Origin of the sequence: Achromobacter deleyi, assembly GCF_902859705.1 — a bacterium.
GTDB lineage: Bacteria > Pseudomonadota > Gammaproteobacteria > Burkholderiales > Burkholderiaceae_B > Achromobacter > Achromobacter deleyi.
The window spans coordinates 211905-231936 of record NZ_CADIJO010000003.1; the positions used below are offsets into that span (position 1 = coordinate 211905).

The following is a 20032-nucleotide window of genomic DNA, read 5'->3' on the forward strand; positions in this document are numbered from 1 at the left end:
GTCCGCGCCGCGGCGCAGCGCCGCGCGGACCGCCGGAGACCATCATGAGCTTTGCCGATTTCTGGTTGTTCCTGCAGCAAGGGGTGCTGTCAGGGCTGGTGACGGGCAGCGTGTACGCGCTGCTGGCCGTTGCCGTCGTCATCATCTTCAAGACCACCGACGTGCCCAATTTCGCGCAAGGCGAAATCTTCATGGTCGGCGGCTACATCGCCCTGTTCCTGACCCTGGTCATGGGCTGGCCCTACCTAGTGGTCATCCCCGTGACGCTGGCCGTCGTGGCGGGGGTGTCCGGCCTGTTCCAGCGCGTGGTGATGGAACGCGTCATCGCCTCCAAGGGCGTGGGCGTGCAGATGGTCATCGCTACCCTGGGCCTGGCCTATGCCCTGAAGGGCCTGGTGCGCCAGACCGGGCTGGGCGACACGCCGCGCTCGCTGCCGCCGCTGGCGCCCACCGACGCCGTCATCATCGGCGACGCCGTGCTGACCCAGCTGGACCTGGTGATCTTCGCGGTGGCCGTCGGCGTGATGCTGCTGCTGTACGTGATGTTCACCTACACCCGCGTGGGCAAGGCCATGCGCGCCGTCGGCATGAACCCCAAGGCCGCGCGCCTGGTGGGTGTGAACCTGACGCGCATCCGCATGATGGTGTGGGCGCTGTCCGGCCTGATCTCGGCCGTGGCGGCCCTGCTCATCACGCCCAAGATCCTGATCACGCCCGACATCGGCCACATCGCCATCCTGGCCTACGCGGCCGCCATCGTCGGCGGCATCACCAGCCTGCCGGGCGCCGTGGTCGGCGGCTTCGTGATCGGCGTGGCCGAGAACCTGGTGGGGCTGTTCATTTCGACCAATGCCATCGTCGTGGCGCCCTTTGTCGCCATCATGGTGGTGCTGCTGCTGCGTCCGCAAGGCCTCCTGGGCGGCAAACTGCAGGTGAAGAAAGTATGAAATCCAAGCTCGATCCCGCCCTGCTGGCGCTGATGGCCGTGGTGCTCGTCGCCCTGCCGTTCGTGGCCAGCGGCTATGTCATCTACGTCGTCAACCTCTTGATGGTGTTCGTGGTGCTGGCCCTGGGCCTGCACCTGGTCATCGGAGAAACCGGGCAGTTCGCGCTGTCGCATGCCGCGTTCTACGGCGTGGGCATCTACACCGCGGGCCTCATCAACAATCTCTGGCATCCGCCCTTCTTCGTGTCCATCGTGGCGGGCGGCCTGCTGGCCGCCGTGCTGGGCTACATCATCGGCGCGCTGGCGCTGCGCATGCGCGACATCTACCTGGCGCTGTCCACCTTTGCCTTTGGCGAGGCGATGCAGTGGGTGTTCCTGAACTGGCAGTCGGTCACCAACGGCTCGAACGGCTTTCGGATTTCGCCCGCCACGCTGTTCGGCTACGAGCTGGTGTCCGACATCAAGGCCTATCCGTTTGTCGTGGCAATCGCCGCGCTGTTGCTGTGGGCCACCATTGCGCTGTCGCGCTCGCAGCTGGGGTCGGCCTTCCGGGCCGTGCGTGAAAGCGATGTGGCCGCCCAAGCCATGGGCGTGAACGTCAACGCCATCAAGCGCACCGCCTTCACGCTGTCGGCGGCGTACGCCGGCATCGCGGGCGGCATGTACACCACCTTTGCCTCGTTCATCCACCCCGAAAGCCTGGGCTTCCAGACCACCATCCTGATTCTCACCATGGTGGTCGTAGGCGGCATCGGCTCGGTGCGCGGCGCCATTGCCGGCGCGCTGGGCTTCGGCCTGATCTCGGAACTGCTGCGCCAGGCGCTGTCGTTCCAGGAAATCATCTACGGCGTGATCCTGATGGGCTTCATGATGTTCGCGCCCAAGGGCCTGTTCGCCAGCCGCGACGCGCGCCGCCGCGCGCCCCCGCCGGCCACCCCGCTGCCCACGCGCACGGGCGCCGCCGCCCCGGCCGCCAAACCCACGCAAAGGAGCGCCGCATGAGCGCCCAGCCTTATCTCGACGTCCAGGGCCTGACGGTGAAGTTCGGCGGCCTGACGGCCATCAACGGCCTGTCCATGCAGGTGGAACGCGGCCGCATCCACGCGCTGATCGGTCCCAACGGCGCTGGCAAGTCCACCACCTTCAATTGCGTCTCGCGCTACTACCGCCCCACCCAGGGCCGCATCGTGTTCGACGGCGTCGACATCACGACGAAAAAGCCGCACGAAATGGCCGCGCTGGGCGTGGCGCGCACTTTCCAGAACCTGGAGCTGTTCAGCGCGCTGACGGTGCGCGAGAACGCCCTGCTGGGCACTTACGCACACGGCGCATCCACGGCGTCGCGCCTGCTGCGCCCCGCCCGCGCCGAAGCGCGCGAACGCGTCGAGCACCTGCTTGAACGCGTGGGGCTGGCCGACTTCCTGGACACCCCCGCCTGCAGCCTGGACTTCGGCCGCCAGAAGATGCTGGAACTGGCGCGCGCACTGGCCATCTCGCCCAAGCTGCTCTTGCTGGACGAACCGGCCGCCGGCCTGCGCAACCGCGAAATCGAAACGCTGGACCGCATCCTGACCGAGCTGTGCGAACGCGACGGCATCACGGTGCTGCTGGTCGAGCACGTGATGCAGCTGGTGATGTCGATCTCGGATCGCATCACCGTCATGTCGTTCGGCGAGAAGATCGCCGAAGGCACGCCCGCGGAGGTGCGCAGCAACCCCCGCGTCATCGAAGCCTATCTGGGCAAGGGAGCCGCCGGTGGCTGAGTATCTGCTTGAAGTCGAGTCGGTCAGCGCCGCCTACGGCAACATCCGCGCCTTGCAGGACGTCTCGCTGAAAGTGCCGCAAGGCGCCATCGTGGCGCTGCTGGGCGCCAACGGCGCGGGCAAGTCCACCACGCTCAATGTGATCTCGCGGCTGGTGTCGCCCACGGCGGGTAGCGTGCGTTTCGACGGCGAGGCCATCCATCGCCAGCCGGCGGACGCCATCGTCGGCCGCGGCATCGTACAGGTGCCCGAGGGCCGCGAAATCTTCCGCGACATGAGCGTGCGCGAAAACCTGGAAATGGGCGCCTACCTGCGGCACGACCGCCAGGCGGTCAAGCAGGACCTGGACATGGTGTGCGACACCTTTCCGCGGCTGCGCGAACGCTTCGAGCAAAAGGCGGCCACGCTGTCGGGCGGCGAGCAGCAGATGCTGGCCACCGGCCGCGCCATGATGGCGCGCCCGCGCATGATCCTCTTGGACGAACCGTCCATGGGCTTGTCGCCGTTGGTGGTCGAGCAGATCTTCGACATCGTGCTGCGCCTGAACCGTGAACAGGGCATCACCATCCTGCTGGTCGAACAGAACGTGAAGCTGGCGCTGTCGGTGTCCAGCTATGCCTACATCCTGGAAAACGGCGAAATCGCGCTGGAAGGCGAATCAGCCGCCTTGGCCAGCGACGAAGCCGTGCAACGCGCCTACCTGGGCGCCTAGGAAATTGCCATGAGCATGATGCAAGACAAGCGAGTCCTCGTCACCGGCGCCGGCCGCGGCCTGGGCGCCACCATTGCCCAGGGCTTTGCCCGCCAGGGCGCCACGGTGATCGTGGCCGACCTGGACCCCGCGTTGGCACGCGCCAGCGCGCAGGCCATCGCGGCTGAGGGCGGCCGTGCGTTCGACGTTGCGCTGGACGTGACCGATGCCGATGCGGTGCGCGCCTTCGCCGCCGAATCCGCCAGCCGCCACGGCAATATCGACGTGCTGGTCAACAACGCCGGCATTTCGGCGCGCGCCCCGTTCGACGACCCGCAGACGCCGCAGATCTGGGACCGCGTCATGAGCGTGAACCTGCAAGGCACGTTCAACGTCACCCACGCCTTCGTCGAACAGCTCAAGGCCACGCGCGGCGCCATCGTCAATCTGTGCTCGATCGTGGCGTATGGCTGCGGCATCTCGACGGCGGGCTACGTGGTGTCCAAGGGCGGCGTGCGCTCGTTCACCGAGGTGTTGGCGCGCGACCTGGCGCCGCACGGCGTGCGCGTGAACGCCGTCGCGCCCGGGCTGATGGAAACGGAAATGACGGCCGGCCAGCGCTCGCAAGCGCACGGCACCGATTGGTACATGCAGCGCGCCCCGATGGCACGCGCCGGGCGCGCCGACGAAATCGTCGGCCCCGTGCTGTTCCTGGCTTCCGACATGGCCAGCTACGTGAACGGCGTGGTGCTGCCCGTGGACGGCGGCTACCTGGCCGTATAGGAATCGACATGCAAGCAGACAACACTTCAGGCACCGCGCTGGTCACGGGCGGCGCCAGCGGCATGGGCCTGGCCATCGTGGAACGCCTGGCGCGCGATGGCTTTCGCGTGGTCATGGCCGACCGCAACGCCGACCTGGCCGCCCGCGAAACCCAGGCATTGCAAGCGCAGGGCCTTGCCGTCGACTACCGCGTGGTGGACCTGACCGACGAACACGCCACCCGCCAGCTGGTGCGCGAACTGGCGCCGCTGGCCGCGCTGGTCAACAACGCCGGCCTGTTCGACGAGCGCAAGTTCTTTGACGTGACCAGCGACGACTACCGCCGCATGTTCAACGTCAACCTGCTGGCCGTGGCAACGCTCACGCAGGAAGCCGCGCGCGACCTGGCCCCTGGCGGCAAGATCGTCAACATCGCCTCGCGCGCCTATCTGGGCGCGAAGAACCATCCGCACTACGTGGCCTCGAAAGCCGCGCTGGTGGGCTACACGCGGGCCTCGGCCATGGAACTGGCGCCGCGCGGCATCCTGGTCAATGCCATCGCGCCCGGCCTGATCGACACGCCGCTGCTGCGCAACCTGAGCGCCGAGCGCCTGGCCGCGCAACTGGCCTTGCAGCCCACCGGGCGTGCCGGCCAACCGCAAGACATCGCCAATGCCGTGTCCTTCCTGGCCGCGCCGCACATGGACTTCATCACCGGCCAGGTCATTTTCGTGGACGGCGGCAAATCGCTGGGCGGGTCGGGAGCATAAGCGGCATGGACAGCATCAAGTGGGACAAGGAAGTCGACGCGCTGGTCGTCGGCTCGGGCGCGGGCGGCATGAGCGCCGCGCTCACTGCCAGCGTCGAAGGCCTGGACGTACTGTTGGTGGAAAAGACCGGCCACATCGGCGGTTCGACCGCGATTTCGGGCGGCGCGCTGTGGATACCGCTGAACGCGCAGACCGACGCCGCCGGCCATCCCGACAGTTTCGACAAGGTCTGGACCTATCTGCAGGAAACCGTCGGCGCCGCGGCGTCCGACGACATGAAGCGCGCCTACCTGCAAGCCGGGCCGCGCATGATGGACGATCTGGTCGAACGCGGTTTCCTGCAGGTCGCCGCGCGCACCGCGTCGCCCGACTACTACCCCGACCGGCCCGGCGCTGCCCTGGGCGGCCGGTCGCTGGACCCGGTGGAATTCGACGGCCGCAAGCTTGGCCGCCACTTCAGGACGCTGCGCGACCCGCTCAAGGAATTCACCGTGCTGGGCGGCATGATGGTCAACATCACCGACGTGCGGCATCTGCTGCGCGCCACGCGCGCCTTCACCTCCTGGCGGCACGCCATGAAGCTGGTGCTGCGCTATTACGCCGACCGCCTGCGCGGCTATCACCGCGGCACCCGCCTGCTGCTGGGCAATGCGCTGGCCGCGCAGCTGTTCCATGCCCTGCTGTCGCGCAACATCCCGTACTGGCTTAATACGCCAGCATTGGGACTGGTGCGCGGCGACGACGGCGCGGTGCTGGGCGCTACCGTCGAGCACCAGGGCCGGCAGATGAACATCCGCACCCGCCGCGGCGTCGTGCTGGCCACGGGCGGCTTTCCGTGGGATTCCGCGCGCCGCCAACAGGCCTACCCACATCCTACCGGCGACTGGTCGATGTCGCCGCGCGACAATACCGGCGACGGCATCCGCCTGGCCGAAGGCGCGGGTGCCGCGCTGGGCCAGGGCCATTGCAGCCCCGCATTCTGGGCGCCGGTGTCCATCCTGGAACAGCCGGGCCGCGCACCGCTGCACTATCCGCACCTGGTGTGGGACCGCGCCAAGCCCGGCCTGATTGCCGTCAACGGCGCCGGCCGCCGCTTCGTCAACGAATCGACCTCGTACCACGCGTTCGTCGAAGCCATGTACCGCAGCCACGCCGACACGCCCACGGTGCCCGCCTACCTGCTGTGCGACCAGCGCTTCATCGACACCTGGGGCCTGGGCCTGGCATTGCCCGGCGGCCGGCCGCGGCAGCATTTGATCGACGCCGGCTACCTGCTGCAAGCGCCCACGCTGCAAGCCCTGGCGCAAGAACTGGGCGTGCCCGCCGACGCGCTGGCCGCCACGGTGCAACGCTACAACCAGCATGCCGAAGAAGGCCACGACCCCGACTTCGGCAAGGGCGGCACCGCCTACAACCGCTACCTGGGCGACCCCGACCACGCCCCCAACCCCTGCCTGGCGCCGCTGGGCGCCGGCCCGTACTACGCGGTCAAGGTGGTCCCCGGCGACATCGGCACGGCATGCGGCATTGCGGCAAACCGCAACGCCCAGGCCGTGGACGAAGCCGGCCAGCCGATAGCCGGCCTGTATGTGGTCGGCAATGATATGCACTCGGTCATGGGCGGCGCCTATCCCGCGCCCGGCATCACGCTGGGCCCCGCGCTGACCTTCGGCTGGGTCGCTGGACAACACCTGGCCCACGGCCAACACTGACGCTACGCCAACCCTCAAGGACCCCACATGAAGATCTACTTCTCGCCCGCCTCGCCCTTTGTGCGCAAATGCATGGTCATCGCGCACGAGCTGGGGCTGGTCGACCGCATCGAAAAGCTGCCCAGCGCCGCCGGCCCCGTGGCCCGCGACCAGACCATCATCCCCAGCAATCCGCTGGGCCAGGTGCCCACCCTGCTCACCGATGACGGCCAGGCGCTGTTCGACAGCCGCGTCATCTGCGAATACCTGAACGAGCTGGGCGGCGGCGCGCTGTTCCCGGCCGGCGCCGCCCGCTGGCGTGCCCTGGCCGAGCAATCGCTGGGCGACGGCATGCTGGGCGCGGCCCTGCTGGCCCGCTACGAAACCGTGCTGCGCCCCGAAGCCCTGCGCTGGGACGGCTGGTACGAAGGCCAGCTGGGCAAGGTGCGCGACGGCCTGGCGCAACTGGAAAAGACCGCCGCCAGCCTGGAAGGCCGGCTGGACATCGGCACCATCACCGTGGGCTGCGCCCTGGGCTACCTGGATTTCCGCTATCCCGACTTCGACTGGCGCGCCGGCCACCCCGCCGTTGCGGCCTGGTTCAAGACGTTCAACCAACGTCCGTCGATGCAGGCCACGCTGCCGCACGCCTGAACACGGTTTGGGCAGCCGCGACGCCTGAAGAACCCGCCGGGCTTCAGGAAGGGCGGCTGCCTGGTACGGCGCGTTCGCTTGAACCCGCCGCTGGCCCCTGGCGCTTGCCAGGGGCTTTTTTTTCTTACAGATGGAAATGACGGTGCCGGAGCCGACGTCTATATTGAACTTTCGCGGGGCCTGCCAGCCCAACCGATAGACCCACCCGCCCAGGGAGCCACGCATGAACGTGACCGCCGTCTCCCCCATCAGCCGAGTCGCCGCGCCCTATGCCGCGCGCATTCCCTTGCTGGACGACACCCGCCCGGTCTGGGAAGCCGAATGGGCCGCGCGCAACGCCGCCACCCGCCTGGCCCAGCGCAGCGCCCAGGCCCAGGCCGCCTGGCAAGCCCAGCGCATTGCCCGCACGGCCACGGACTCGGCCCAGGCCGACCGCGACGTACGCGCCGCCCAGCCCGCCATGACGCAAGCGCCGCAAGCGCTGGCGGCTGCCCCCGCCGCCGTCAATGTCGACCAACTGCGCGACCTGTACGCCGACGCCCGCCTGCGCCGCGCGGTGGACGACTTCTCGGCGCGCCCCGATCCCGTCGCGCTGCGTGGCGACACCGCCAACGACCTGGGCACCATCGAAGGCCTGACGCCGTTGCAGCCGTATCGCGTGGCGATGGGCAATCCGCAAGTGCAGGAATTGCAGACCGCCGTTGCCATGAAGGCCGCCGGCCTGAATATTCCCAAGGTCGAGAACATCGGCCCCACGGAAAACGTCACCGACAATGCGCGCTACCGTCCCGGCGCACGCACCTGATGCGCGAAAAAAAAGCCGCCCTGCAAAGGGCGGCTTTCTGTTGGGCGGGCGGTGAGTCTCACCGCCCCTGCCGTCCCGGCCATCGGCCGGACAGCCCGTCACGATCAGTGGAAGAACTCGGCAATCACGGTGGCGCCCATGAAGGTGCCGGCGTTGGCGGCCAGCGACACCACCACGATTTTCCAGCCCAGCTTGCGGAAGGCAGGCAGGTCTTTCAGGATCGACAGGCCGGCCATCGCCAGGATCACCGTCGTGAACGGCAGGAAGTTCACCTTGCCGACGGCGGCGATGATCTGGTCCGAGTACGGCAGCACGCCCGGGCAGCCCACGGTCATCGCGATCAGCGACAGCACGGCCACGGCCGGCAGCTTGGGCACGACGCGCAGCAGCAGGTCGGCGATCACGACCAGCAGGATGATGATGGCCATGCCGGGCAGCGCGTCCAGGAACGGCACGTTGTAGCCCAGGCGGTTGCCCACCAGCGCGAACAGGCCGCAGATGGCGTAGGCGGTCAGGCGATCGCCAAAGCCCATCTTCACCGAGTGCGAGGGCACTTCGCCGTCCGCCGTATCCGCAGCGGCGGCAGCGGCGGGTTCGTCCTTGGCGCGCGAGAAGCGGCCCAGCACGGGTTCCAGCTTGCCGTACAGGAAGATGGTCGTCGGCAGCGAGATGAACAGCGTGAAGTACACGCCCACCACGGTGGTCAGCAGGTTGGCGGCGGCGGCCAGCGCGGCTACCTGGTGCGCCACTTCCGGCGTCTGCTGCGAGGCGATCGCGCCCACGCCCGCGGCCATCATGCTGCCCGAGCCCACGCCGGCGCCCATGGCGAGCGAACGCGGATCGAAGATGTTCAGGCTGGTGATGAAGCCGGCCATCAGCGCCACGAACAGCGCGCCGATCACGGTGCCGGTGATGTACTCGGCCATCACGCCGCGGCCTTCGGGCGAATTCATGCCGTAGCGCTCGCCGATGATCGCCAGGCTGGGCTCGCGGCCCACCGAGAACGTGGCGCCGATGGCTTCGCGCTTGATGCCCAGCAGCAGGGCCAGCGGCAGGCCGATGGCCATGGTGCCGAAGAAGTGGCCGAATTCCTGGAACACCAGCGCCCAGCCGGCCTCGCGCACCTGCGGCAGCGAGCCGCCCACCATCAGGCCCAGCTTGGCCAGGAACGGCAGCAGGGCGTATTGCAGATAGCCGCTGATGCGGGTCTGCATGGCGGTGTCGATGCCGGCGCCCGCGGGCAGGCGTTGGCCGAAGGCGGCCACGATCGCGCCGATGAAGATGGCCCAGAGCATGGGCTGCAGAACGATCTTGCCCGGGCCCACCGCGAAGGTGACGCTGCCGATCGCTTCGGACACGATCACCACCAGCAAGATGGCGGCGAGCATGCGGACGCGGCTGGACAGCGACATGGTGGGCGCGGCCAAGCTGGCGCTGGCATGAGACATCGAATTCCCCTGATGAACGTGAGTAGGTTTTAGGGCCGCCCACGGCGCGGCGGGCGGCAGCGGCGATTTTCGCCGGGGGGCTGCAAGCCAACCATGACACCACCGGGGCTATTGCGTTGCGTAAAATGCAACGGATGGGCTTTTCCTGGGAATTTTTTGCAAGATCACGCAATAAATCAGGGTAAACCCTCGGTATTGTTGCAAATTTTTCGATGCCCTGCCGCCACGGAGCCGCTCCCATGGACGAAAAACTCGACGCCCGCCGCACCCACTACTTCATGCAGGTCATGAGCCGGGGTTCGGTGCGCGGCGCCGCCGAAGTGCTGAACATGGACCCGTCCGCCGTCAGCCGCGCCATCGCCGCGCTGGAGCGCGACTGCGGCATGGCGCTGTTCGAGCGCCGGGGCCGCGGCGTCGTGCCCACCGATGCCGGCCACATCCTGGCGCGCTATGTGAAGCGCCAGCAGAACATCCAGGAAAGCTTCTTCTCGGAAATCGACAGCCTGCGCAAGGCCGAACGCGGCCACATCGACCTGGTGCTGGGCGAAGGCTTCGTCGAACTGATGTTCGACCGCGTGCTGCCCGGCTACTGGCGCAGCCACCCGGAAGTGACGCTGGACATCGACGTGGCCCGCACCTCGGAAATCGTGCAGCGCATCGTGGATGACCAGGCCTACATCGGCCTGGTGTTCCAGCCGCCCAACGATGCCCGCCTGCGTACCCACTACTCGCGGCCCGAACCCATCCGCGCCATCGTGCGGCAGGACCATCCGCTGACGCGGCTGCAACGCCCGCTGCTGCTGACCGACCTGGTCGACTACCCCGGCGCGTCCATGCAGGAAGGCTTCGGCGTGCGCCAGCACATCCAGGCCGCCGAGATCAGCGAACAGGTGCGCCTGCGCAACGTGCTGACGACGTCTTCCTTCAAGGCGCTGTGGCAGTTCGCCGCCACCGGCATCGGCTACGCCCTGACCCCGCCGATTGCCGTCACCGCCGACATGGCCGCGCAGCGCCTGGCCAGCCTGCCGCTGGCCAACCCGATCCTTAACCAGGGCAGCCTGCACGTGCTCAGCCGGGCCGGACGGCATATCTCGCCCGCCGCCCGCGAACTGCTGGACCATATCGTGCGCGGCATCGGCGCCCCGCCGTCTTCCGCGCTTTGAGAAGGCGCATCGGGCCGCATCTGATACGGTCTCTTTGCGCGGATCTGCCTCTGTCGCCGCCAGGATGCAACGCCTACAGTGGTTGCATCCCCATCCTTGCCTGGAGACCTTCATGCTCAGCTTCCTGCGCACGGCCAAATCCGTCCTGTGGGGCTTTTTCGGCGTGCGCCGCGGCCGCGGCTACGACGCCGACATCGCCCACAACAAGCCCGCCCCCCTGATTCTCACCGGGCTGCTGATGGCCGCGTGCCTGGTCGCCATCCTGGTCTTCGTCGCCCGCTGGGCCGTCAACGCGGCGTTGTAACGCCCATGTATAAGCAGCGCGAGCGACCTGCGCCGCCCATGGCCAGAACAGCCGTCCGGCCGCCCGGCCGCCCGAAGGCCGGACAGCCCCCTTGGGGGGCAGCAAGCGTGCGAAGCACGTGCGGCGTGGGGGCATACACTTATTACTAGAATGACTTAGACGGTCGTCCGGGCTGCCTGTTACGGTTATGAATCCCCCCATTGCCCGCCTGCGGCGGGCCTTGCCTTGGGGACTCAGACCGAGAAGACTTCAAGGGCAGTAGACATGTACGTGTATGACCCCGTCGACCAGCAGCTCGTCGAGCAACGCGTGGCGCAGTTCGCCGACCAGACGCGCCGCTTCCTCGACGGCCAGCTCACCGAAGATGATTTCCGCGTTCTGCGCCTGCAGAACGGCCTGTACATCCAGCGCCATGCGCCGATGCTGCGAGTGGCGATTCCGTACGGCATCCTGGCCTCGCGCCAGCTGCGCACCCTGGCGCACATCGCGCGCAAGTGGGACCGCGGCTACGGCCACTTCAGCACGCGCCAGAACATCCAGTTCAACTGGCCCAAGCTGGAAGACGTGCCGGACATCCTGGCCGAGCTGGCCACGGTGCAGATGCACGCCATCCAGACCAGCGGCAACTGTATCCGCAACACCACCACCGACCATTTCGCGGGCGTCGCGCCTGACGAGCTGATCGATCCGCTCGTGTGGTGCGAGATCATCCGCCAGTGGTCCACGCTGCATCCCGAATTCGCCTTCCTGCCGCGCAAGTTCAAGATCGCGGTCAGTGGCGCCGTGCAGGACCGCGCCGCCGTCGGCGTGCACGACATCGGCCTGCAGGCCGTCGAGCGCGACGGCAAGCTGGGCTTTCGCGTGTGGGTGGGCGGCGGCATGGGCCGCACGCCCATCGTCGGCAAGCTGATCAATCCCTTCGTCGAATGGCAGGACCTGCTGACCTACATGCAGGCCGCGCTGCGGGTCTACAACCTGCACGGCCGCCGCGACAACAAGTACAAAGCGCGCATCAAGATCCTGGTCAAGGACCTGACGCCCGAGGTCTACGCGCAACAGGTGGATGAACAGTGGCAGCTCATCAAGGGCGGCCCGGACACCATCACGCAGGAATTCGTCGACACCATCGCCGCGCGCTTTGTCTGGCCGCAGTACGACGCCAGCGCCGCGGACGAACCCGACAACACGGCCGCCCTGGCCGCCGCCGACCCGCGCTTCGCGCGCTGGGTCCGCACCAACGTGCATGCCCACAAGGCGGCCGGCTATGCCGCCGTGACCGTGTCGCTGAAAGCCACCGGCGTGCCGCCGGGCGACATCACCGCCGACCAGATGGACGCGGTGGCGGCGCTGGCCGACGAATACGGCTTTGGCGAACTGCGCGTGTCGCATGAACAGAACCTGATCCTGGCCGACGTGCGCCGCGCGCGCCTGCACGAACTGTGGGGCAAGCTGGACGCGCTGAACCTGGCCACGGCCAACGTCGGCCTGCTCACCAACATCATCGCCTGTCCGGGCGGGGATTTCTGCGCGCTGGCCAATGCCGTGTCGATCCCCGTCGCCGAGGCCATCCAGCGCCAGTTCGACAACCTGGACTACCTGTTCGAGATCGGCGAGCTGGACCTGAACATCTCCGGCTGCATCAACTCTTGCGGCCACCACCACGTGGGCCACATCGGCATCCTGGGTGTCGATAAGGCCGGCGAAGAGTGGTATCAGGTCACCATCGGCGGACGCCAGAACGGCGCCGCCAAGCCGCTGCCCGACATTGAATCCACCAAGGGCGGCGGCGCCGCCATCGGCCGCATCATCGGCCCGTCGTTCGCCCGCGACCAGGTGCCCGGCGTGGTCGACCGCCTGATCCAGACCTACCTGGGCCTGCGCGACAGCGAAGAAGAACGCTTCATCGACGTGGTGGACCGCGTCGGCATCGACCCTTTCAAACAGGACGTCTACGCCGACCCCGCCTTCGCCAAGCCCGCCCAGGAGGCCGCCCATGTCTGAGGTCTACGCCCATGACGCGCCCGGCCCGCACCTGATCCGCAACGGCCAGCTGCAAGCCGACACCGCGCGCAGCTTCGTGCCCGAACCTGAAGTGGCCGCCGAAGGCCAGGTGCCCAGCGACGAACCGGGCTGGATCGTGCCGCTTGCCACCTGGAAGGCCTCGCACGCCACGCTGCGCCGCCACCAGCACCCGGTGGCCGTGCTGCTGGCACCGGACGCCGACCTGCGCGACCTGCTCGATGCCGACGGCACGCTCAACCCCGCCGGCATCGCCTTCATCGCGGTGGACTTTCCCGTCTACACCGATGGCCGCGGCTACTCGCTGGCGCAGCTGCTGCGCACGCGCTACCACTGGACGGGCGAATTGCGCGCCGTCGGCGATGTGATGATCGACACCATCCACTACCAGGCGCGCGTCGGCTTCGACAGCTTCCTGGTCAAGCCGGGCCACGACCCGCGCAAGGCGCTGGATGCGTTCAAGACGTTCACGGTGCACTACCAGAAGACCTACCGCGCCCCGGCGCCGGCCCAGGTCTGATCCCCACGCGCCGACCCGGGATTCATACCTGGGTCGACAGCGCCCCCGCCTTCCTGACGACCCTCAGGCCTGCTCCCCCGGCATGGTCCAGCGCTGGCGCTTGATCTCGTCTTGCGCCAGTTGCGCGCGGATCAGGTCGGCGATGCTGCGCTGGCGCGGCGCCTGCATGCGGCTGATCAGGCTGGACACGCTGACCGCCAGCCGCGGATAGCCGCTGGCATCGCACAGCGCCACCCCTACGCCCAGCACGCCCGGCACCGCCGCATTGCCCACCACCGCCCAACCGCGGTCGCGGGTGTTTTCCGCCAGGCGCCGCATCTGCGCCACCGTCATGCCGCCATAGGCCCGCAAGGCCTGTTCGTTCTGCAGGATGACTTCGTCGGCTTCGGCCGCGGGCAACGCCCCCAGCAGCGCCAGCCCGGCCGCGCCCACGCCCAGCGGCTGGCGATGGCCCACCGTCACGGCCAGCACCTGCACGGGGTAGTTGCCCACCTCGCGATGCAGGCACAGTGAATCGCCGCCGGCCCGGCAGATCAGAAAGGCCGAATCGCCGCTGACATCGCTGATCTGCCGCAGCACCGGCCGCAGGCTGCGCACGGCCTGGGCATGCGGATCGCCGGCCATCATCACGCCCAGTTCCGCCATGCGCCAGCGCGGCGCGTCGGCCTCGCGCAGCGCATAGCCTTCTTCGGCCAGCACATCCAGATAGCGGTACACCGTAGACCGCTGCATGCCCGCCGCCCGCGCAATGTCCGTCACGTGCATGCCGACCGCGCCGGCCTGGCGCAACACGCCCAGCACCCGCAGGCCGCGCCGCAGCACACGCGGCCCATCGCCCTCTGTCTCCGTCTTGTTCATTTTCTGGACACCTTGCGTTGATGACGCGCCTATCAAAGCCCACTATGAAGTCGGGCAGGCAAAGATCTGTCCAAATATTAGACAAACAGGACGGAGACAACCATGAAGACATTGAGCAAGCGGCTCACCGCCGCGGCGGCAGCCCTCGCGGGGGCCCTGGCCCTGGCCGCACCCGCCACCGCCGCCAAGCCCTACCCCGAACGCCCGGTAACGCTGGTGGTGGGCTATGCCGCGGGCGGCGCCACCGACATCGTGGCCCGGCTGGTAGCCAAGGCGCTGACCGAAGAACTGGGCCAGACCATCGTGGTGGAAAACAAGACGGGCGCCAACAGCAACATCGGCGCCGAAATCGTCTCGCGCGCCGCGCCCGACGGCTACACGCTGTATGTCGGTTCCATCGCCAACACCATCAACCGCACGCTCTACAGCCAGCTGAACTACGACTTCATCAAAGACTTCAAGCCCATCGGCCTGTTGGCGACCATTCCGAACATCCTGGTGGTCAACCCCAAGGTGCCGATCAAGAGCGTGCAGGAATACATTGCCTACGCCAAGAAAAACCCCGGCAAGCTGACCTGCGCCTCGTCGGGTAGCGGCTCGTCCATCCACCTGTCGTGCGAGCTGTTCAAGATGCGCACCGGCACCGACATCCTGCACGTGCCCTATCGCGGCAGCGGCCCGGCCGTGGCCGACCTGCTGGGCGGCCAGGTGGATTCCATGTTCGACAACCTGCCCTCGTCGCTGCCGCACGTGCAGGCCGGCAAGCTGCGCGCCATCGGCGTCACCTCGCCAGAGCGCCTGCCCGCCGTACCCGACGTGCCGACGCTGGCCGAATCGGGCCTGGCCGGCTTCGACGTCGAATCCTGGTTCGGCCTGATGGCGCCGGCCGGCACGCCCCAAGCCGTCGTCGACCGCCTGAACCAGGCCATGAACAAGGCGCTGGCCAATCCGGCCTTGCAAGCGTCCTACAAGCAATCCGGCTTCTACGCGCCGCAACCGCCCAACACGCAAGAGACATTCGCCAGGATGATCGCCAGCGAAATCGACAAATGGGGCGCCGTGGTCAAGAGCGCCGACATCAAAGCCAACTGAGGAGCACAGGGTGTACCCGATTGATTTCTTCTTCCGCGCCGCCGAGCAATACCCGGACCGCGTGGCGCTGGACGCGCCCGAAGGCCAGGTGACGTATGCGCGGCTGGCCGCGGACGTGCGGGCGCTGGCGGCCGCCCTGCAAGACCTGGACCCGTTGCCGCAGACCCGCGTGGCCCTGTGCGCCGGCAATTCCAGCCGCCATATCCTGGCGCTGTTGGCAGTGCTGGCCAGCGGCAAGATCTGGGTGCCGCTGAACTACCGCAGCACCGCGCGTGAAATCGGGCGCATCCTGGATGCTACCGAGCCGTCGATCGTCATCGTCGATGCGGCCGGCGACGCGCTGGTGCCGGCCGGCGTGGGCCAGCGCATCAGCCTGGGGGCCGACGCGGCCGGCCTGGCCGTGGATGCCCTGCTGGCGGGCGCCGCCGGCCGCGAGCCGCTGCGCCATGCCTTGCCGCGCGAGGCCACCCAGGCCATCAAGTTCACCGGCGGCACCACCGGCCTGCCCAAGGGCGTGATGCAGCCGTACCACGCCTGGAACGCCGGCATCATCAACCAGATCACCAACTGGGGGCTGACGCCCGACGACCGCTATGTGGTCGCCGCCCCCGTCACGCACGGCACGGGCACCTACCTGCTGCCGGTACTGGCCAGCGGCGGCGCGCACGTGCTGCTGGATGCCGCCACGCCCGCCGCCATCACCGCCGCCTTTCGCGAACGCGGCGGCACGCTCAGCTTCATGCCGCCCACCCTGATCTACATGATCATGGCGCAGCCGGGCGTATCGCGCGCCGACTTTCCCCGGCTGCGCAACCTGATCTACGGCGGCGCGCCCATGCCGCCCGAGAAGATCGAACGCGCCCGCGCGTTCTTCGGCCCCGTGCTGGGCACCACCTACGGCCAGACCGAAGCGCCGCAGATCGTCACCGTGCTGCGCCCCGCCGACCTGGAAGCCCCCGAGAACCGCGCCTCGGTCGGACGCGTCACCTGGCTGTCGGACGTGGCCATCATGGCGCCCGATGGCGCACTGTTGCCGCGCGGCGAGATCGGCGAAGTGGTGGTGCGCGGCGACCTGGTCATGTCCGGCTACTGGCGCCTGCCCGAGAAAACCGCCGAGACCCTCATCGACGGCTGGCTGCACACCGGCGATACCGGTTTGATCGACACCCGCGGCTACCTGTTCCTGAAAGACCGCCTGCGCGACGTCATCATCACCGGCGGCTTCAACGTGTACCCGGTGGACGTCGAGAACGCCCTGTCGGCGCACCCGGCCGTGTACGAATGCTCGGTCTTCGGCCTGCCCGACGACAAATGGGGCGAAGCCGTTCACGCCGCGGTGCAGTTCCACCCCGGCGCCATGGCCGATGCCGAAGCCCTCAAGGCCCACGTGCGCGGCCTGCTCGGCCCGGTCGCCACGCCCAAGCAGTTCCATATCCACGACAGCCTGCCGCGTTCGCCCGTCGGCAAGGTGCTGAAAAACGCCGTGCGCGACGCGGCCCTGAAGGAGACCCCATGAACACGCCCGAAACCCGCCTGTGCGCCCATCACCTGACCGGCATGTCGTACCGCGACGTCGACCTGGTCGAAGACCTGATCGGCAAGAAAAGCTTCACCGAAGTGATGATCATGCAGATCCTGGGGCGCGAGGCACGGCCGGTGGACATGCGCATCGTCGACGCGGTGCTGGTCACGCTGATGGAACACGGCATGACGCCCAGCGCCATCGCCACGCGGCTGATCTACATGAGCGCGCCCGAAAACCTGCAAGGCGCCGTGGCCTCCGGCCTGATGGCGGTGGGCAGCCAGTTCGTCGGCACCATGGAAAACTGCTCGCGCCTGCTGGACCGCATCCGCCAGGCCGCCGACGGCGCGGCCGAGGCCCAGGCGATTGCGCGTGAATTCCGCCAAAGCCGCCAGGCCCTGCCCGGCTTCGGCCACCACCTGCACAAGCCTGACGATCCCCGCTCGATCAAGCTGCTGGCGCTGGCCGAAGCCGAGCCCGACCTGCCGGGCGACTCGCTCAGGGCCCTGCGCCTGTTGGCGGCGGCGGTGGACGAGGTCTACGGCAAGCACATCACCATCAACGCCACTGGCGCGGTCGCCGCGCTGCTGAGTGAAATCGGCGTGCCCACGGCCCTGATGCGCGGCTTTGCCGTCATCTCGCGCGCCGCCGGCCTGGTGTCGCACGTGGCCGAGGAACAGCAAAGCCCCTCCGGCCGCTACATCTGGGAAACCATCGACCACGCGATTCCCTACGTCGGCCAGGGCAAGTCGCACCAGAACAGCGGGGACGCGTCGTGATGCCCATGCCCGCCGCGCCCGGCGCCCGCCTGGCCGGCAAGGTCGTGCTGGTGGCCGGCGCCGGCGCGTCGGCCGCGGGCTGGAGCATCGGCAAGGCCAGCTGCGTGACGCTGGCGCGCCAGGGCGCCGCGATCATCGCGCTGGACTCCAGCCTGGCCGCGGCCGAAGACGCGGCGCACGAAGTCGAACAGGCTGGCGGCAGCGCCCTGCCCGTGCAGGCCGACGTGGCCGATCCGGACGCCATGCAGGCCGCGGTGGACGCCGCCATGCGCCGCTACGGCCGCATCGATGCCTTGCAGGCCAACGCCGGCATCGGCCAGGTGGGCGGCCCCGAAGACATCTCGCTGCCCGACTGGGACCGCATCCAGCAGGTCAACGTCACCAGCCTGCTCATCGCCCTGCGCCTGCTGGCGCCGCTGATGCGGCAGCAGGGCGGCGGGTCCGTCGTGACGGTCTCTTCCGTGGCCGGCATCCGCTACACCGGCTATCCGCACCTGGCCTACAGCGTCAGCAAGGCCGCCGTCATTCACTTCGCGCGCATGACGGCCCAGCAGTACGCCGCCGACGGCATCCGCGTGAACACGGTGATTCCGGGCTTGATCGACACCCCGCGCGTGGCCAGGAACGTGGCGCGCATGTTCGACGCCGACGACCTGCAAGCCGCCCGCGCCGCGCGCGACCGGCAGGTGCCGATGGGCCGCATGGGCACGCCCTGGGAAGTGGCGAACGCGGTGGCGTTCCTGATGTCGGACGAAGCGTCCTACATCACCGGCACGGAATTGCTGGTGGATGGCGGGCTGACGGGCAAGTACGCGTAAGGCCAGGCGGCCGCGCTACGGCAGCGCCGGGAAACGGGCCGCGATGGCGTCGCCCGTGAACTGCGCCACCCAGCCGGCCGGGTCGTTGAACAGCCGGATACAGGTGAAGGCCGGCGCCGACCCCATGTCGAACCAGTGCGGCAAGCCGGCGGGCACCGAGATCAGGTCGTCTTTTTCACACAGCACCGCATAGACGCGGCCGGCCGCGTGCAAGGTAAACAGGCCGCTGCCGGCCACGAAGAAGCGCACCTCGTCATCCGCATGCGTGTGCTCGGCCAGGAACTTGCGGCGCAGCGCCTCGCGGTCCGGATGCGACGGGTCCAGGCTGACCACGTCGACGCTGCGGTAGCCGCGCTCGGCCACCAGCCGGTCGATCTCGGGCCGATACGCCGCCAGCACGTCGGCCTGCGGCGCGCCCGGCGCAACGGGCGCCCGCGCCTGCCAACGCTCGAAGGTCACGCCGATGGCGGCCAACTCGCGCCGGATCTCGCCGGCCTCGTCGATGCGGCGGCCAGCGGCGGGATCATCCTGCGGATAGATCGTCAGCGAAGACATGGGCGCCGCGCTTACCAGGACGTGGTGTACGCGCCGGGGAACTGCTTGGCCACGAATGCCTTCACTTCATCGGACTGATACGCCTTGATGAAGCGCGCAATGCGCGGGTCGTTCTTGTTGTCTTCGCGGGCGGCGATCACCACGGCGGCAAACGGCGCATCCTTGCTTTCCAGCGCCAGTGCGTCCTTGGCGGGCGACAGGCCGGCCGGAATCGCGTAGGCCGAATTCACGGCGGCGGCGTCCACGTCGGCCAGCGAATGCGGCAGCTGCGCCGCTTCGATCTCGACGAACTTCAGGTTCTTGGGGTTCTCGACCACGTCGAACAACGATGCCGTCACCGTCACGCCGTCTTTCAGCTTGATCAGCTTGGCGGCCTGCAGCACCAGCAGCGCGCGGGCGCCGTTGGTCGGGTCATTGGGAATCGCCACCTTGGCGCCCGGCTTCAGGTCGTCCAGCGACTTCACGCGCTTGGAATAGATGCCCATCTGCTGCACCACCGCGGTCGCCACCGGCACCAGCTTGTAGCCGCGCGCCTTGTTCTGCGATTCCAGGAAAGGCTTGTGCTGGTAGATGTTCAGGTCCAGCTCCTTGGCGTCCAGCGCGGCGTTGGGCTGGATGAAATCGCTGAACTCCACCAGCTTGACCTTCAGGCCCTGCTTGGCGGCCACCTGCTGCACCACTTCGCCGATCTGGGCGTGCGGGCCGACGGTCACGCCGACCTTCAGTTCGGCGTCCTGCGCCAGGGCCGGCGCGGCGGCGGCAAATCCGATAAGGGTGGCAAAGGCGGCCAGGGTGTAGCGTAGGCGCATGGCGGGTCTCGACGAATCAAACGGGTAGAGGAAGCCCCGGATTCTAGTGACCACGCTTCAAAA

The 20032-nt window shown here is 68.3% G+C and carries 21 protein-coding genes; 17 read left to right on the forward strand and 4 right to left on the reverse strand.

All coding sequences use genetic code 11. The annotated features are described in order from the left end of the window. Positions 1–44 precede the first annotated feature (44 nt). From HV798_RS05955 to HV798_RS05995, 9 genes are all read left to right on the forward strand, one after another. Positions 45–947, forward strand: a complete 903-nt coding sequence (locus HV798_RS05955; RefSeq protein ID WP_025138478.1) for a branched-chain amino acid ABC transporter permease — start codon at positions 45–47, stop codon at positions 945–947. Further along, positions 944–1948, forward strand: a complete 1005-nt coding sequence (locus HV798_RS05960) for a branched-chain amino acid ABC transporter permease (protein ID WP_175191662.1) — start codon at positions 944–946, stop codon at positions 1946–1948. Before HV798_RS05955 ends, HV798_RS05960 begins: the two co-directional genes overlap by 4 nt. Then, positions 1945–2709, forward strand: coding sequence for an ABC transporter ATP-binding protein (locus HV798_RS05965; protein ID WP_025138476.1), 765 nt, complete (start codon positions 1945–1947; stop codon positions 2707–2709). The genes HV798_RS05960 and HV798_RS05965 overlap by 4 nt, the downstream gene beginning before the upstream one ends. Next, on the forward strand, positions 2702–3421 hold the full coding sequence (locus HV798_RS05970; protein ID WP_175191661.1) for an ABC transporter ATP-binding protein: 720 nt from the start codon (positions 2702–2704) through the stop codon (positions 3419–3421). Before HV798_RS05965 ends, HV798_RS05970 begins: the two co-directional genes overlap by 8 nt. A gap of 9 nt (positions 3422–3430) precedes the next feature. After that, positions 3431–4183 carry an SDR family NAD(P)-dependent oxidoreductase gene (locus HV798_RS05975; protein WP_175191660.1) on the forward strand — a complete coding sequence of 251 codons (753 nt, stop codon included), beginning with the start codon at positions 3431–3433 and terminating at the stop codon, positions 4181–4183. A gap of 8 nt (positions 4184–4191) precedes the next feature. Then, positions 4192–4932: an SDR family NAD(P)-dependent oxidoreductase gene (locus HV798_RS05980; protein WP_175216343.1), complete on the forward strand. Its 741-nt coding sequence runs from the start codon at positions 4192–4194 to the stop codon at positions 4930–4932. Between the two features lie 5 nt (positions 4933–4937). Then, positions 4938–6644 (forward strand): FAD-dependent oxidoreductase, encoded by a 1707-nt coding sequence (locus tag HV798_RS05985; protein ID WP_175191658.1) that lies wholly within the window; start codon positions 4938–4940, stop codon positions 6642–6644. A gap of 27 nt (positions 6645–6671) precedes the next feature. Beyond that, positions 6672–7277 (forward strand): glutathione S-transferase, encoded by a 606-nt coding sequence (locus tag HV798_RS05990; RefSeq protein WP_175191657.1) that lies wholly within the window; start codon positions 6672–6674, stop codon positions 7275–7277. A 223-nt stretch (positions 7278–7500) separates the two neighbouring features. After that, a complete protein-coding gene (locus HV798_RS05995) occupies positions 7501–8082 on the forward strand; it encodes a hypothetical protein (RefSeq protein ID WP_175191656.1) in 582 nt (193 codons plus the stop codon). Positions 8083–8186: 104 nt separating this feature from the next. On the opposite strand, the gene HV798_RS06000 is transcribed toward HV798_RS05995, so the two are convergent. After that, positions 8187–9530: a DUF3100 domain-containing protein gene (locus HV798_RS06000; protein ID WP_175191655.1), complete on the reverse strand. Its 1344-nt coding sequence runs from the start codon at positions 9528–9530 to the stop codon at positions 8187–8189. A 239-nt stretch (positions 9531–9769) separates the two neighbouring features. Between HV798_RS06000 and HV798_RS06005 the strand changes: the two genes are divergently transcribed. From HV798_RS06005 to HV798_RS06020, 4 genes are all read left to right on the forward strand, one after another. Continuing rightward, on the forward strand, positions 9770–10693 hold the full coding sequence (locus tag HV798_RS06005; protein WP_025138467.1) for a LysR family transcriptional regulator: 924 nt from the start codon (positions 9770–9772) through the stop codon (positions 10691–10693). Between the two features lie 112 nt (positions 10694–10805). Next, positions 10806–10997 carry a DUF2970 domain-containing protein gene (locus HV798_RS06010; RefSeq protein WP_025138466.1) on the forward strand — a complete coding sequence of 64 codons (192 nt, stop codon included), beginning with the start codon at positions 10806–10808 and terminating at the stop codon, positions 10995–10997. A gap of 264 nt (positions 10998–11261) precedes the next feature. Continuing rightward, entirely contained in the window at positions 11262–12998 is a 1737-nt protein-coding gene (locus HV798_RS06015) for a nitrite/sulfite reductase (protein ID WP_025138465.1), read from the forward strand. Then, the gene (locus HV798_RS06020) at positions 12991–13536 is read left to right on the forward strand and encodes a DUF934 domain-containing protein (protein WP_175191654.1); all 546 of its coding nucleotides are present in this window, start codon (positions 12991–12993) and stop codon (positions 13534–13536) included. The genes HV798_RS06015 and HV798_RS06020 overlap by 8 nt, the downstream gene beginning before the upstream one ends. A 63-nt stretch (positions 13537–13599) precedes the next feature. On the opposite strand, the gene HV798_RS06025 is transcribed toward HV798_RS06020, so the two are convergent. Continuing rightward, positions 13600–14394, reverse strand: coding sequence for an IclR family transcriptional regulator (locus tag HV798_RS06025; protein WP_175191653.1), 795 nt, complete (start codon positions 14392–14394; stop codon positions 13600–13602). Between the two features lie 102 nt (positions 14395–14496). On the opposite strand from HV798_RS06025, the gene HV798_RS06030 reads away from it, so the two are divergent. From HV798_RS06030 to HV798_RS06045, 4 genes are read left to right on the forward strand one after another with little or no spacing between them, the layout of a single operon-like run. Beyond that, positions 14497–15486 (forward strand): tripartite tricarboxylate transporter substrate binding protein, encoded by a 990-nt coding sequence (locus tag HV798_RS06030; protein ID WP_175191652.1) that lies wholly within the window; start codon positions 14497–14499, stop codon positions 15484–15486. 10 nt (positions 15487–15496) lie between these two features. Next, positions 15497–17002, forward strand: a complete 1506-nt coding sequence (locus tag HV798_RS06035; RefSeq protein ID WP_175191651.1) for a class I adenylate-forming enzyme family protein — start codon at positions 15497–15499, stop codon at positions 17000–17002. Continuing rightward, positions 16999–17787: a citryl-CoA lyase gene (locus tag HV798_RS06040; protein WP_175191650.1), complete on the forward strand. Its 789-nt coding sequence runs from the start codon at positions 16999–17001 to the stop codon at positions 17785–17787. The genes HV798_RS06035 and HV798_RS06040 overlap by 4 nt, the downstream gene beginning before the upstream one ends. After that, positions 17787–18605: an SDR family NAD(P)-dependent oxidoreductase gene (locus HV798_RS06045; RefSeq protein ID WP_425486125.1), complete on the forward strand. Its 819-nt coding sequence runs from the start codon at positions 17787–17789 to the stop codon at positions 18603–18605. The genes HV798_RS06040 and HV798_RS06045 overlap by 1 nt, the downstream gene beginning before the upstream one ends. 15 nt (positions 18606–18620) lie before the next feature. Here HV798_RS06045 and HV798_RS06050 read toward each other — a convergent pair whose 3' ends face one another. Together HV798_RS06050 and HV798_RS06055 are read right to left on the reverse strand one after the other, a co-directional pair. Continuing rightward, the gene (locus HV798_RS06050; RefSeq protein WP_175191648.1) at positions 18621–19160 is read right to left on the reverse strand and encodes a 1,2-dihydroxy-3-keto-5-methylthiopentene dioxygenase; all 540 of its coding nucleotides are present in this window, start codon (positions 19158–19160) and stop codon (positions 18621–18623) included. An 11-nt stretch (positions 19161–19171) separates the two neighbouring features. Next, complete coding sequence (locus HV798_RS06055; protein ID WP_175191647.1) at positions 19172–19969, reverse strand: MetQ/NlpA family ABC transporter substrate-binding protein; 798 nt, start codon at positions 19967–19969, stop codon at positions 19172–19174. Positions 19970–20032 lie beyond the last annotated feature (63 nt).